The 13,274-nt window shown below is 68.8% G+C and carries 12 protein-coding genes; all 12 read left to right on the forward strand.

The window, feature by feature from the left end; all coding sequences use genetic code 11:
• Positions 1–151: 151 nt before the first annotated feature.
• The 12 genes from AC5P7X_RS09810 to gspD all read left to right on the forward strand — a co-directional run bounded on the left by AC5P7X_RS09810 (position 152) and on the right by gspD (position 12,829).
• Complete coding sequence (locus AC5P7X_RS09810) at positions 152–2,005, forward strand: S8 family peptidase (RefSeq protein ID WP_053499721.1); 1,854 nt, start codon at positions 152–154, stop codon at positions 2,003–2,005.
• Between the two features lie 136 nt (positions 2,006–2,141).
• Positions 2,142–3,863 (forward strand): type II secretion system ATPase GspE, encoded by a 1,722-nt coding sequence (gene gspE / locus AC5P7X_RS09815; protein WP_053499707.1) that lies wholly within the window; start codon positions 2,142–2,144, stop codon positions 3,861–3,863.
• A gap of 24 nt (positions 3,864–3,887) precedes the next feature.
• A complete protein-coding gene (gene xpsF, locus AC5P7X_RS09820; protein WP_005415224.1) occupies positions 3,888–5,108 on the forward strand; it encodes a type II secretion system protein XpsF in 1,221 nt (406 codons plus the stop codon).
• 49 nt (positions 5,109–5,157) lie between these two features.
• Positions 5,158–5,601, forward strand: coding sequence for a type II secretion system major pseudopilin GspG (gene gspG, locus AC5P7X_RS09825; RefSeq protein ID WP_005415225.1), 444 nt, complete (start codon positions 5,158–5,160; stop codon positions 5,599–5,601).
• A gap of 6 nt (positions 5,602–5,607) precedes the next feature.
• A complete protein-coding gene (xpsH, locus tag AC5P7X_RS09830; protein ID WP_005415226.1) occupies positions 5,608–6,102 on the forward strand; it encodes a type II secretion system protein XpsH in 495 nt (164 codons plus the stop codon).
• The gene (gene xpsI, locus AC5P7X_RS09835; protein WP_005415227.1) at positions 6,099–6,518 is read left to right on the forward strand and encodes a type II secretion system protein XpsI; all 420 of its coding nucleotides are present in this window, start codon (positions 6,099–6,101) and stop codon (positions 6,516–6,518) included. The genes xpsH and xpsI overlap by 4 nt, the downstream gene beginning before the upstream one ends.
• Complete coding sequence (locus AC5P7X_RS09840; RefSeq protein ID WP_053499709.1) at positions 6,515–7,147, forward strand: type II secretion system protein J; 633 nt, start codon at positions 6,515–6,517, stop codon at positions 7,145–7,147. Before xpsI ends, AC5P7X_RS09840 begins: the two co-directional genes overlap by 4 nt.
• Positions 7,144–8,007, forward strand: a complete 864-nt coding sequence (locus AC5P7X_RS09845; RefSeq protein WP_495214766.1) for a type II secretion system minor pseudopilin — start codon at positions 7,144–7,146, stop codon at positions 8,005–8,007. Before AC5P7X_RS09840 ends, AC5P7X_RS09845 begins: the two co-directional genes overlap by 4 nt.
• A complete protein-coding gene (locus AC5P7X_RS09850; protein ID WP_346607331.1) occupies positions 8,004–9,149 on the forward strand; it encodes a PilN domain-containing protein in 1,146 nt (381 codons plus the stop codon). The genes AC5P7X_RS09845 and AC5P7X_RS09850 overlap by 4 nt, the downstream gene beginning before the upstream one ends.
• Positions 9,124–9,840, forward strand: coding sequence for a type II secretion system protein GspM (gene gspM, locus AC5P7X_RS09855; RefSeq protein ID WP_053499714.1), 717 nt, complete (start codon positions 9,124–9,126; stop codon positions 9,838–9,840). The genes AC5P7X_RS09850 and gspM overlap by 26 nt, the downstream gene beginning before the upstream one ends.
• Positions 9,830–10,618: a type II secretion system protein, XpsN-like gene (locus AC5P7X_RS09860; protein ID WP_070489720.1), complete on the forward strand. Its 789-nt coding sequence runs from the start codon at positions 9,830–9,832 to the stop codon at positions 10,616–10,618. The genes gspM and AC5P7X_RS09860 overlap by 11 nt, the downstream gene beginning before the upstream one ends.
• Before the next feature lie 9 nt (positions 10,619–10,627).
• Positions 10,628–12,829, forward strand: a complete 2,202-nt coding sequence (gene gspD / locus AC5P7X_RS09865; protein ID WP_070489718.1) for a type II secretion system secretin GspD — start codon at positions 10,628–10,630, stop codon at positions 12,827–12,829.
• Positions 12,830–13,274: the final 445 nt, after the last annotated feature.

Raw genomic sequence — 13,274 nt, forward strand, 5'->3', positions numbered from 1 at the left:
CACTGCGCCGGCGGCCACCCACGCCGGCGCATCACCTGCAACGAGGGCCTGGGGGGAGGTCACGGCAATCCCGGCTGGGCCGGCCGGGAGTCGTCAAGGAATGATGGCCGCAGTGTTGGTTCGATCCATGACCCAGAAGAGGAATTTCGACGTGATCAAGAAGCAGAACCTTCGCATCAATGTGCTTGCCGCCGCCGTGCTGTCGATGACCGCGGTGGGTGCCGTCCACGCCGCCGGGTTGCCGACCCGTGAACCGGTGCGCCAGGCCAGCACCGCCGAGCCGGGCGCCGAGCGCATCATCGTCAAGTATCGTGCCGGCACCGCTGCGGCGGGCGACCGTTCGGCCAAGCTGTCCAGCGTGCAGTCCGCGCTGACCCGCGCCAGCCTGTCCGGTGGCACCGCCCGCGCCAGCACGCTGGGCCCGCAGGTCGTGCGCAGGCTCGGCGTCGGTGCCGACCTGATCCGCCTGCAGGGGCGCCTGGCGCCTGCGGAACTGCAGCGCGTGCTGAAGGAACTGAAGGCCGACCCGGCCGTGCAGTACGCCGAAGCCGACGTGAAGCTGCGCCGCACCGAGCTGCGCGCCGGTGACGTGCAGCCGGCGCTGGCGCCGAACGACCCGTACTACCAGCAGTACCAGTGGCACCTGCACAACGCCACCGGTGGCATCAACGCACCGTCGGCGTGGGATGTATCGCAGGGCGAGGGCGTGGTGGTAGCCGTGCTCGACACCGGCATCCTGCCGCAGCACCCGGACCTGGTCGGCAACCTGCTGGAAGGCTACGACTTCATCAGCGATGCCGAGACGTCGCGCCGTGCCACCAACGATCGCGTGCCGGGCGCGCAGGACTATGGCGACTGGGTCGAGAACGACAACGAGTGCTACACCGGCTCCGTCGCGGAGGACAGCTCCTGGCACGGTACCCATGTGGCCGGCACCGTGGCCGAGCAGACCAACAACGGCGTCGGCATGGCCGGTGTCGCACACAAGGCCAAGGTGCTGCCGGTCCGCGTGCTCGGCAAGTGCGGTGGCTACCTCTCCGATATCGCCGACGCCATCACCTGGGCCTCCGGCGGCACGGTGGCGGGCGTGCCCGCCAATGCCAACCCGGCCGAGATCATCAACATGAGCCTGGGTGGAAGCGGCAGCTGTGACGGAACCTACCAGGATGCGATCAATGGCGCGATCTCGCGTGGCACCACCGTGGTCGTGGCGGCCGGCAACGAGACCGACAACGCTTCCAAGTACCGTCCGGCCAGTTGCGACGGCGTGGTGACCGTCGGTGCCACCCGCATCACCGGCGGCATCACCTACTACTCCAACTACGGCACCCGCGTGGACCTGTCCGGCCCCGGCGGCGGTGGCAGCGTGGACGGCAACCCGGGTGGCTACGTCTGGCAGTCCGGTTCCGATGCGGCCACCACCCCGCAGTCGGGCAGCTACAGCTACATGGGCATGGGCGGCACGTCGATGGCCTCGCCGCACGTGGCTGCCGTTGCTGCACTGGTGCAGAGCGCGCTGATCGCCAAGGGCAAGGATCCGCTGGCCCCCGCCGCGATGCGCACGCTGCTGAAGGAAACCGCGCGCCCGTTCCCGGTCAGCATTCCGGCCGCCACCCCGATCGGCACCGGCATCGTCGATGCCAAGGCGGCGCTGGCCAAGGCACTGGAAGAGCCGTGCACCGAGAACTGCGGGCCGGTGGCGACGCCGCTGACCAACAAGGCCGCGGTGGGGGGACTGAACGGTACGGCTGGCAGCAGCCGCCTGTACAGCTTCGAGGCAGCCGCTGGCAAGCAGTTCAGCGTGATCACCTACGGTGGCACCGGCAACGTGTCGGTCTACATTGCCCAGGGACGCGAGCCGAGCGCCAGCGACAACGATGGCAAGTCGACCCGTCCCGGCACGTCCGAAACGGTACGGGTGAACAAGCCGGTGGCAGGCACCTACTACATCAAGGTGGTGGGCGAAGCGGCCTACAACGGCGTCAGCATCCTCGCCACGCAGTAAACCTGTCGTGTCGTAGTTGAACGGCCGAGGCCCGTCATCCTGTGTGACGGGCTTCGTCTTTTTACGAAAGCTGGCGGCAGGGCGGCGGAAATCATGGCTTAACTGCTAAAGTCGGTCCGATTGACAGGAGAGTCACGTGAACGCGCTCGCTGCAACCGTTACCGACGATGCCGAAGGCCGCATCCTGGATGCGCTGCTGGCACGCGGCCGGCTCAAGGAAGGAGACCTGGCGCGCGCGCGGCCGCTGCACGCCGAGGCCGGCGGCAGCCTGCTGGGCCTGCTGGTGCGCCTGGGCCTGGTGTCTGAACGCGACCAGGCACAGGCCAGCGCCGAGGTGCTGGGCCTGCCGCTGCTGGAGGGCAAGCAGGTGCCGGAGGCCCCGCCGCAGGCGCTGGCCGAAGGACTACCGCTGTCGCTGCGTTTCCTGAAGCAGTTCCATGTGTGCCCGCTGGAGTTGAATGAACACGGGGTGCGTCTGTGGCTGGCCGATGCCCACGATGCCTATCCGCAGCAGGCCGTACAGTTGGCGCTGGGGGTTCCGGTGACACCGGTGCTGGGCATGCGCGCGGAGATCGATGACCTGGTCGAGCGCTGGTTCGGCCAGGGCCGCAGCGCGATGGGCGCGATCGTGGAAACCGCCGATGGCGAGGGCGGCGCGGTCGACGATATCGAGCACCTGCGCGACCTCGCTTCGGAAGCGCCGGTGATCCGTCTGGTCAACCTGGTGATCCAGCGTGCGGTGGAACTGCGCGCTTCGGATATCCATGTCGAACCGTTCGAGAGCCGGTTGAAAGTCCGCTACCGGGTCGATGGCGTGCTGGTGGAGGGCGAGAGCCCGCCGGCCAATCTCACCGCCGCGGTGATCAGCCGCATCAAGATCATGGCCCGGCTCAACATCGCCGAGCGCCGCCTGCCGCAGGACGGCCGCATCATGCTGCGCGTGCAGGGCAAGGAGCTGGACCTGCGCGTGAGTACCGTGCCTACCGCGCATGGCGAAAGCGTGGTGATGCGCCTGCTGGACCGCGAAACGGTGGTCTTCGATTTCCACCGGCTCGGCTTCACCGACGCCTTCCTGCCGCAGTTCCGCAAGGTGCTGGAACAGCCGCACGGCATCCTGCTGGTGACCGGCCCGACCGGCTCGGGCAAGACCACCACGCTGTACACCGCGCTGAGCCAGCTCAACACCGCCGACGTCAAGATCATCACGGTGGAAGATCCGGTCGAATACCAGATCGAGGGCATCAACCAGATCCAGGCCAAGCCGCAGATCGGCCTGGATTTCGCCAACGCGCTGCGCAGCATCGTCCGCCAGGATCCGGACATCATCATGATCGGTGAAATGCGCGACCTGGAAACCGCGCGCATCGCCATCCAGTCGGCACTGACCGGCCACCTGGTGCTGTCCACCCTGCACACCAACAATGCGGCCGGTGGCATCACCCGCCTGCTCGACATGGGCGTGGAGGATTACCTGCTCACCTCGACCATCAACGGCATCCTGGCCCAGCGCCTGGTGCGCCGGCTGGAGCCCACCCATGCCGAACGCTACGCAGCCTCGCCAGAGGAGATCGAACGCTTCGAGCTGCGCCGCCTGCAGCCGGAGGGACCGATCCACCTTTACCGCCCGAAGCCCTCGGCGCTGGCGCCGACCGGCTACCTCGGGCGTACCACCATCATGGAATTCCTGGTGATGAACGATGCGCTGCGGCGTGCGGTGATGCGTCGCGATGGCATGGGCGAGATCGAGCGCATCGCCCGCGAAGCCGGCATGCGCACCATGTACGAGGATGGCCTGTCCAAGGCGCTGAGCGGACAGACCACCATCGAGGAAGTGCTGCGCGTGACCGAGGAAAGCTGATGCGCGCAGGACGCCGGGGCTGACATGCCGAACTACCGCTACAAGGCGCTCAATCCGCACGGTGAGGTCTTCGACGGGCAGATGGAAGCGGCCAGCGAGGCCGAGCTGATCGCGCGCCTGCAGGACCAGGGCCACCTGCCGATGGAGACGCAGCTGGCCGACGCCGGCGCGATCGGCGGCCGCAGCTGGCGCAACCTGCTGCAGCAGCGCCCCCTGCAGGGCGCCGCCCTGTTGCAGTTCACCCAGCAGCTGGCGACCCTGCTCGGTGCCGGCCAGCCGCTGGACCGCGCGCTGTCGATCCTGCTGGGGTTGCCCGAGGACGAACGATCGCGCCGCGCGATCACCGACATCCGCGACGTGGTGCGCGGCGGTGCACCGCTGTCCACCGCGCTGGAACGCCAGCATGGGCTGTTCTCGCGCCTTTACGTGAACATGGTGCGCGCCGGCGAAGCCGGCGGCAGCCTGCATGAAACCCTGCAACGCCTGGCCGACTACCTGGAGCGCAGCCGCGCGCTGCAGGGCAAGGTCATCAACGCGCTGGTCTACCCGGCGATCCTGCTGGTGGTGGTGGGCGGTGCGCTGCTGTTCCTGCTTGGCTACGTGGTGCCGCAGTTCGCGCAGATGTACGAGAGCCTGGACGTGGCGCTGCCGTGGTTCACCAATGCGGTCCTGCAGCTGGGCCTGTTCGTGCGCGACTGGTGGGTGCTGCTGCTGGTGGTGCCGGCGCTGCTGGCGCTGTTCTTCGAGCGCAAGGCGCGGCAACCGGCGTTCCGGCTGGCGCTGGATGGCTGGTTGCTGCAACGCCGTGGCATCGGCCGTCTTGTCGGTGAACTGGAGACCGCGCGCCTGGCGCGCACGCTGGGCACCTTGCTGCGCAACGGCGTGCCCCTGCTGGGGGCACTGGGCATCGCGCGCAACGTACTGGGCAACCGCGCGCTGGCCGCCGATGTGGAAGCGGCCGCCGATGAAGTGAAAAATGGTGCCGGCCTGTCGCTGGCACTGTCGCGCGGCAAGCGCTTCCCGCGCCTGGCCCTGCAGATGATCCAGGTCGGCGAGGAATCCGGCGCCCTCGATACCATGCTGCTGAAGGCCGCCGACACCTTCGAACAGGATAGTGCCCGGCGCATCGACCGCCTGCTGGCGGCGATGGTGCCGGCGATCACCCTGGTGCTGGCCTCGGTGGTGGGCGCGGTGATCGTGGCCGTGCTGGTGCCGCTGTACGACCTGACCAATGCCATCGGTTGACGATGGCACTCCCTGCAACCCCGACACTCCGCAACTGAAAGGACCGTCCATGATTGCCCGTCGCCGACCGATCCGCCTTTCCTTCACCGCCGCGCGCAACCAGTCGGGCATGAGCCTGCTGGAAATCATCATCGTCATCGTGCTGATCGGCGCGGTGCTGACCCTGGTCGCCAGCCGCGTACTGGGCGGTGCCGACCGTGGCAAGGCCAACATCGCCAAGGCGCAGGTGCAGACCGTGGCGTCCAAGATCGACAACTACCAGATCGACACCGGCAAGCTGCCCGGCTCGCTCAATGACCTGGTGACCGCACCGGCCGGTGTTGGCGGCTGGCTCGGCCCGTACGCCAAGCCGGCCGACCTGAACGACCCGTGGGGCCACGCCCTGGAATACCGCGCACCGGGCGAAGGCCAGCCGTATGAGCTGGTCAGCCTGGGCAAGGATGGCAAGGCCGGCGGTAGCAGCGTCGACGCTGACATCCGCTACCAGCCGTAACCGCGCATGACGTATTTCCTGCCGCGCCGGTTGCCCCACCCGCGCCTGCACGGCAGGCGCGCGGCGGGACTGTCGCTGCTGGAAATGCTGCTGGTGATCGCACTGATCGCTGCGATCGGCCTGATCACCGCCGCTGGCCTGTCGCGCGGTTTCGCCGGCATGCAGCTGCGCAGCGCCGGCAAGGACATCGCCAACCAGCTGCGCATGGTGCGCGCGCAGGCAATCGCCCGCGGCGAACCGCAGCGCTTCGTCATCGAGCCGGCGCGGCGGCGCTGGGAGGGCGCCAACCAGCGCCACGGTGAGGTGCCCGCACAGCTGCAGGTGCAGTTCGAAGGCGCCGCGCAGCTGGCCACCGCGCCGGGGCAGGGCGTGATCGAATTTCATCCCGATGGTGGCTCCAGCGGCGGCCGCATCCGGTTGCAGCGCGACGGCGCCGAATGGCGCGTCGACGTCGGCTGGCTCACCGGTGAGGTCCGCTCCGGCCCCTGGCGGGCGCAATGAAGCGGCGCGCGCGTGGCTTCACCCTGCTGGAAGTGATCATCGCCTTCGCCCTGCTGGGCCTGGCGTTGACCCTTCTGCTGGGCAGCCTGTCCGGCGGCGCAAAACAGGTGCGCGATGCCGAGCTGCGCACGCGCGCGGTGCTGCATGCACAGTCGTTGCTGGCCGAGGCCGGCGTCGACGCACCGCTGCAGGTGGGCAGCCAGCAGGGTGACTGGGAACAGGGGCGCTATCACTGGGAACTGCAGGTTCAGCCGTGGGTGGAACCACGCGCTGGCAATGTCGTGCAGGCCACGTCACCGGGGACCCCATGGCTGGCAGAGCTGCAATTGCAGGTGCGTTGGGGTGACAGCGAGCGCGAGCAGCTGCGCTGGCGCAGCCTGCGCCTGTTGCCGCCCGATCTGGAGAATGCCCGGTGAGGCGCCGCGCCGCAGGTTTCACCCTGGTCGAAGTGATGCTGGCCACCGTGCTGCTGGCCGGCGGCCTGGCGTTGGCCTTTGCCAGCGTGCGCTCGGCGATGGCGGTCAGCCAGCGTGGCGAGCAGATCGCCGCCGAGAGCGAACGCATGCGCGCGGTCGAGTCCTTGCTTCGCAGGCAGCTGGCGGGCGCGTTGCGCACCCCGCTGGAGGTTCCGGACCCCACCCGCGAACCGATCTTCTTCCAAGGGGAGGAGCAACGCATGTTGTTCGCCGCCGACCTGCCCGGATACCTCGGCCGTGGCGGCCCCTACCTGCACGCGCTGCAGGTCGACGGACGCGATGGCCAACAGCGCCTGCTGCTGGACCTGGTGCTGCTGCAGGAAGGCGAGCGCATCGCCGAGAATCCACCGCGCCCGCCCGAGGTGCTGGTGGAGAACCTGAAATCGGTGCAGCTGCGCTATCGGGGTATCGATGCCAGCACTGGGCAGGTGACCGACTGGATGCCGCGCTGGGACGACACCCGCCGCCTGCCGATGCTGGTGGAGATCCAGATCGTGCCGGCCCGTGGAGCGCCGTGGCCACCGCTGGTGGTGGCGCTGCGCGCAGGTGGCAGCGGAGGCGCGCGATGAGGCGTCAGGTTGGGGCGGCATTGGTGCTGGTGCTGTGGCTGATCGCGTTGATGACCGCGCTGGTCGGCGCATTCGCGCTGAGCGCACGGGTCGAACACCTGCAGCAGCGCGTGCTGGATGACAATGCACGCGGGCAGGAACGTGCGCGTGCCGGCCTCGAATATGCCCTGCTGCGCCTGTCGGCCGATCCGCAGCGCGCGCCCTGGCGTGCCGATGGTCGGACCTATCGCTGGCAGTTCGACGACGCCAGCATCGAGATCAAGGTGCTGGACGAGAACGGCAAGATCAACCTGAACCTGGCCGATGCCGCGCTGCTGGCCGCCTTCCTCAAGGCGCTGGGTGAAGACGATGCCCAGGCCCGGCAGCTGGCCGCAGCCATCATCGACTGGCGTGACGAGGACAGCCTGCTGCAGCCGGGCGGTGGTGCTGAAGCGCAGGACTACGCCGCAGCCGGGTTGCCCTATGGCCCACGCAACAAGCGCTTCGAGACCCTGGGCGAGCTGCAGCGCGTGCTGGGCATGCGCGGCACGCTGTACCGGGCGATGTTGCCGCACCTGACCCTGTACAGCCGCCAGGCCCGGCCGGATCCGCAGTTCGCCAGTGCGCCGGTGCTGACCGCGCTGGGGCTGGATGCGGACAGGGTGATGGCGCAGCGCGCACAGCAGGAGCGTGATGCAGATTCCGCTGGTGGTACGACAACGCTTGCCAGCAGCAGCGGCACCTATAGTATCGAGTCCGCTGCCATCGACAGCAGTGGACGCAGGTCGGTGTTGCAGGCAGTGGTACGCAGTGGCTCGGGCGGGGTTCCCGGGCGGACCTACACAGTGCTTCGCTGGGAGCAGGGAATGACAGCAAGATGACGGCGTGGCAGGACAGTCTGCGGCAAGTGCAGGGCCGGATCGGCCCGGGTGCTGGCCGCTTCCTGCGCTGGTGGCGGCAGTCGCTGCTGGCCTGGGTACCGGTGCGCTGGCAATGGGCGTTGGGCTGGGGCCAGGCCCGCCTGTTGCTGCAGCCTGAGAGCGACCAGCTGCAGGTCTGGCGTGAGGCCGGTGAACGCCGCGAAGTGGTGGCGCGCCTGCCGTGGCCGCTGTCGCCGGTGGAACTGGACCGGGTACTCGAGCCGCGCCTGCGCAGCCTGCCCCGGGTGTGGCTGCTGCCCGCGGCGGATGTGCTGCGGCGCACGCTGCGCCTGCCCGCCGCGGCGGCCGACCGCCTGCGTGCCGTGGTCGGCTTCGAAATCGACCGGCAGACCCCGTTCGAAGCGTCCCAGGTCAGCTATGACGTGCGTGAACTCGGCGCGGGCGGCGAAGGGCAGTTGCAGGTCGAACTGGTGGCGTGGCCACTGCGGCAGCTGGAAGCATGGCGCGCGCGGGTGAGCCAATGGGCCGATGCGCTGGCCGGCGTCGATGCCATCGATGCGCAGGGCAACGTGTTGCAGGTGAACCTGCTGCCGCCCGCGCAGCGCCAATTGCGGCCAGACCCGATGCGGCGCTGGAACCTGCTGCTGGCAGCGGCATCCATCGTGATGCTGGTACTGGCCGCGGTGCAGTTGCTGGACAACCGCCAGGCCGCCGCCGACGAACTGCGTGCGCAGGTCGAGCGCAGCGCGCGCAGCGCGCGTGGCGTGGCCAGCGAACGCGCGCAGCTGCAGGCGCTGATCGATGGTGCTGCATTCCTTGAGAAGCAGCGCAGCCAGCGCGCCGGTACGGTGGAGATCTGGAACGAACTGACCCGGCGCCTGCCGGAAGGCACCTATCTGGAAAAGCTGGCGATCGAGAACAACAACCTGCAGCTGATCGGCCTGAGCCGCGAAGCATCGCAGCTGGTGCAGCTGCTGCAGGACGCACCGCAGTGGCGCAAGGTCAACTTGACCGGGGTGCTGCAGGCCGATGGCGCAGCCAGTGGCCGCGACCGCTTCACCATGACCGCCGAACTGCAGCCGTTGCCGGCCGCAGCACCGACCCCGGAGGCGGCCGATGCCGATGCCAAGCGCACGCCGTGATCGCTGGTTGGCGCTGGCACTGCTGCTGGCAGTGCTGGGCCTGGCTTATCTGCTGCTGGTGCACCCCTGGTTCACCCAGCCGCTGCGTGCGATCGATGCCGATGTCGCCGCCCTGCGCGAACGCGAGTCGCGCGTGCAGGCGCAGCTGCAGCAGCAGCCACAGATCGAACAGCGCCTGCGTGCAACCCGCGAGGCCCTGCAGCAGCGGCCAGGCTTCCTGCGCGAAGCCACTGCCGAAGCTGCCGCCGCTGCATTGGGCGCCCGGCTGCAGGATGCGGTGGCGATGGCCAGCCCGGGCAACCGCAGCTGCACCATCAGCAACCGCACGCCGCTGACCGACAACCGGCGCGATGCCGAGTTCGTGCGCGTCGCCATGCAGGTGCGCCTGCGCTGCGGCGTGGCTGAACTGGCCACCGTGCTGCACAGCCTCGAAACCGGCAGCCCCCGCCTGTTCGTCGACAACCTCAACCTGATCGCGCAGCGCTTCCAGCAATCGCCGAACGAATCCGGGCTGGGCCTGGATGTGTCCTTCGAGCTGGCCGGCTATCTGCTGCCAGGCGCCGCCGCCGCCGATGGCACGGTACCGGCACCCGCTGCGGCACCGGCACCGTCCACGTCGCCGGCCGAGGCCACGCCTGCGCCCCAGCCGGCGCCCCCGTCCGAAGGGCCGGAGGTGGCCGATGAAGCTTGAGCAGATCAGCCTGCGTACCGGCTTCCTGCTGGCACTGGCCGGCTGGGCGGCGGCGGTCTGGCTGTCAACCGTCTTCGGGCTGGGCAGCCAGCTGCCGGGCGCCGACGGTGATGCCGACGCCGCGCCATCGCTGCCATCGTTGCCGCCGCTGGCGGCCGAGCGCATGGCCAGCGCCGACAGCTACAGCGCGATCGGTGAGCGCCCGCTGTTCGCCGAAGACCGCAGACCGCGGCCCTATCTGCTGGGCGGCAGCGAACCGGCGGCCAGTGCCGCGTTGCGCCTGACCGGCGTGCTGCTGACCGGCGATTTCGGCATGGCCACGTTCACCACCGAACAGAACCGCTCGCTGCGCCTGCGCCTGAACGGCGAAGCCGTGGATGGCTGGCAGCTGGTGGCGCTGCAGCCGCGCCAGGCCACGGTGATCGGCCCCGGTGGCAACCAGGTCCTGGAACTGGCGGTGTTCAACGGCCAGGGCGGCGAGCCGCCGACGGTGCTGCGCGGTGCCAACGGTGTACCGCCTGCAGGCGCGATCGTTGTGCCGCCTTCGGCGGGTGCTCCGCCGGCGCCGCCCCCGGCCGCGGCAACCCCATCGACGCCGCCCGCCGGCAATGCCCCCACGCCTGCGGCGTCAGCTGCAAAAACACCACCGGCCAACAACAATGGTCCCAGCGAAGCGCAGATGCAGGCCATCCGCGAACGCATCCAGGCCCGTCGCCGCCAGCTGCAGCAACAGCAGCAACAACCGTCGCCGCCCCCGGGCGATGGCACCAACCGATAGAGTGAATGCATGAACCTGCGTTTTCTTCCCTGGTCCTTTGCCCTCGCGCTGCTGGTCGGCTGCAGTACGGTGTCCGCGCCGCACGTGCAGCGCAACGGCAACCTGTCGCCCAGCGCCGATGCCGGCCAAGCGGCCGACGTCGCCGCTGATGCCGCCCGCGAGAGCCAGGGCGCACCGCAGGCGGTGATCCGCCGCGGCACCGGCACCATGATCAACCGTGAGGCCGCGCGCGCACCGGCACCGGCGCTGCATGGCGCCAGCACCGGCGAGGCCACCTTCAACTTCGAAGGCGAATCGCTGCATGCGGTAGTCAAGGCCATCCTTGGTGACATGCTTGGCCAGAACTACGTGATCGCACCGGGCGTGCAGGGCACGGTCACCCTGGCCACGCCCAAGCCGGTCTCGCCGGCGCAGGCGCTGAACCTGCTGGAGATGGTGCTGGGCTGGAACAACGCACGCATGGTCTACAGCGGTGGGCGCTACAACATCGTCGCCGCCGACCAGGCGCTGGCCGGCACGGTCGCGCCGAGCACCGCGCCGGCGGCCAGCGCACGCGGCTTCGAGGTCCGCGTGGTCCCCCTGCAGTTCATCTCCGCCACCGAGATGAAGAAGGTGCTGGAGCCGTATGCGCGTCCCAACGCCATCGTCAATGTGGACAGCGGCCGCAACGTGATCACCCTCGGTGGTACGCGCGCAGAACTGGAAAACTACCTGCGCACCGTCGAGATCTTCGACGTCGACTGGTTGTCGGGCATGTCGGTGGGCGTGTTCCCGATCCAGTCGGGCAAGGCTGAGCAGGTCGCGGCCGACCTGGAAAAGGTGTTCGGCGAAGAGAGCAAGACGCCCAGTGCTGGCATGTTCCGTTTCCTGCCGCTGGAGAACGCCAACGCCGTGCTGGTGATCACGCCGCAGGTACGCTACCTGGACCAGATCCAGCAGTGGCTGGATCGCATCGACACCGCAGGTGGCAGCGCCCGCCTGTTCTCCTACGAGCTGCGCTACATCAAGGCACGCGACCTGGCCGAACGCCTCAGCGAGGCCTTCGCCAGCAGTGGCAACCGCGGCGGCTCCAGCCCGGCCTCGCTGGCGCCGGGCGCCATCCCGTCGCAGCTGGGCGGTGACGGCGATCGTGGCATGGACAACAACAGCAGCACCCTCGGCTCGACGCTGGGCGGGAGCAGTGGCAGTGGCAGCAGCAACGGCAGCCTGAACCTGCCGCAGCGCCAGCCCGGCAACGTCAGTGTCAGCCTGGAAGTGGAGGGCGACCGCGTCGGCGTGTCGGCGGTGGAGGAGACCAACACCCTGCTGGTTCGCTCGACGCCGCAGGCCTGGCGCTCGATCCGCGAGGTGATCGAAAAGCTGGACGTGATGCCGCTGCAGGTGCACATCGAGGCACAGGTGGCCGAAGTCGCGCTGACCGGTGACCTGAAGTATGGCGTGAACTGGTTCTTCGACAACGCCGTGGCTGGTCGCGCGCTGACCGGCGCACTGGCAGGCCTGACCCTGCCGCCGGCAGCGGGCGGTTCGTGGAATACCTTCGCCGGCGGTGTCACCGGCAACGACGGCGTGGGCTGGGCGTTCACCGGCCACAACGCGGCCGCCGTGGTCAGCGCGCTGGACAAGGTCACCGACCTGCGCCTGCTGCAGACACCGTCGGTGTTCGTGCGCAACAACGCCGAGGCCACGCTCAACGTTGGCGACAAGGTGCCGATCAACACCACCACGGTGAACACCGGCGTGGGCACCAGCACCTACAGCTCGGTGCAGTACATCGACACGGGCGTGATCCTCAAGGTACGCCCGCGCGTGACCCGCGATGGCACTGTGTTCCTGGATATCGTGCAGGAGGTCAGCAGCGCCTCCGACGTGCCGGACGCCTGCAACCCGAACGAGCGCAACTGCAACCCGCGCATCTCGACCAAGAAGCTGTCCACCGAAGCGGCGGTACAGAGCGGCGACACCATCATGCTGGCGGGCCTGATCACCGACTCGGCCACCGATGGCAGCAGCGGCATTCCGGGCCTGAGCAGGATCCCGGTGGTCGGTGCGTTGTTCGGGCAGAAGACCCGCACCAGCCGTCGTTCGGAAGTGATCGTGCTGCTGACCCCGACCATCGTCCGCAACAGCCAGGAATCGCGCAACCTGACCGATGAGTACAGCAAGCGCTTCCGCGCGATGGAGCCGCTGAACCAGCCGCGCGCGAAGAAGTAAGGGGTTTGCGGCCGGGCTGCGCCCGGCACCCGCAGAGGCCGGAGCCAGAGCCAGAGCCGGAGCAACGGCAACAGCGGGTTTACTGAGGGGTGGCGGGGCGGTGTGGGTTGGCAGGACACGCCGTAAACCCGTCCCTGGGGGCTCGATGGCGCCATCCATGGCGCCAACGGTCCTGCCAACCCACACCGCCCCACCGTCTGACAGATCCCCGCGGCTGTTGGTAGGTGTCGACCTTGGTCGACACGATCCACGCCATGCGTGGATGACTCTCCATCGAAATCGAATATTTCGAAATCTGTGAGATCTGAGCCGAGCATGGCTCGGCTCTACAGAAGAGCAGGCAGATCGCGGAAAACTGTCGAAGGCGGGGTGGGTCCGGTTGCGGGGGCGTGAGCCGCATGGATGCGGCGACCGAGCTTACATGGACGTACTTGCAGCGTCCCCC

The sequence above is a fragment of the Stenotrophomonas sp. YJH_SMC_53 genome, from assembly GCF_059369995.1.

What these genes read in the sequence shown, in the direction of transcription:
- xpsH (WP_005415226.1), top strand. Translation starts at nt 5,608, where the DNA reads ATGACGTATTTCCTGCCGCGCCGGTTGCCCCACCCGCGCCTGCACGGC.
- AC5P7X_RS09850 (WP_346607331.1), top strand. Translation starts at nt 8,004, where the DNA reads ATGACGGCGTGGCAGGACAGTCTGCGGCAAGTGCAGGGCCGGATCGGC.
- xpsF (WP_005415224.1), top strand. Translation starts at nt 3,888, where the DNA reads ATGCCGAACTACCGCTACAAGGCGCTCAATCCGCACGGTGAGGTCTTC.
- gspD (WP_070489718.1), top strand. Translation starts at nt 10,628, where the DNA reads ATGAACCTGCGTTTTCTTCCCTGGTCCTTTGCCCTCGCGCTGCTGGTC.
- xpsI (WP_005415227.1), top strand. Translation starts at nt 6,099, where the DNA reads ATGAAGCGGCGCGCGCGTGGCTTCACCCTGCTGGAAGTGATCATCGCC.
- AC5P7X_RS09860 (WP_070489720.1), top strand. Translation starts at nt 9,830, where the DNA reads ATGAAGCTTGAGCAGATCAGCCTGCGTACCGGCTTCCTGCTGGCACTG.
- gspG (WP_005415225.1), top strand. Translation starts at nt 5,158, where the DNA reads ATGATTGCCCGTCGCCGACCGATCCGCCTTTCCTTCACCGCCGCGCGC.
- gspM (WP_053499714.1), top strand. Translation starts at nt 9,124, where the DNA reads ATGCCGATGCCAAGCGCACGCCGTGATCGCTGGTTGGCGCTGGCACTG.
- AC5P7X_RS09845 (WP_495214766.1), top strand. Translation starts at nt 7,144, where the DNA reads ATGAGGCGTCAGGTTGGGGCGGCATTGGTGCTGGTGCTGTGGCTGATC.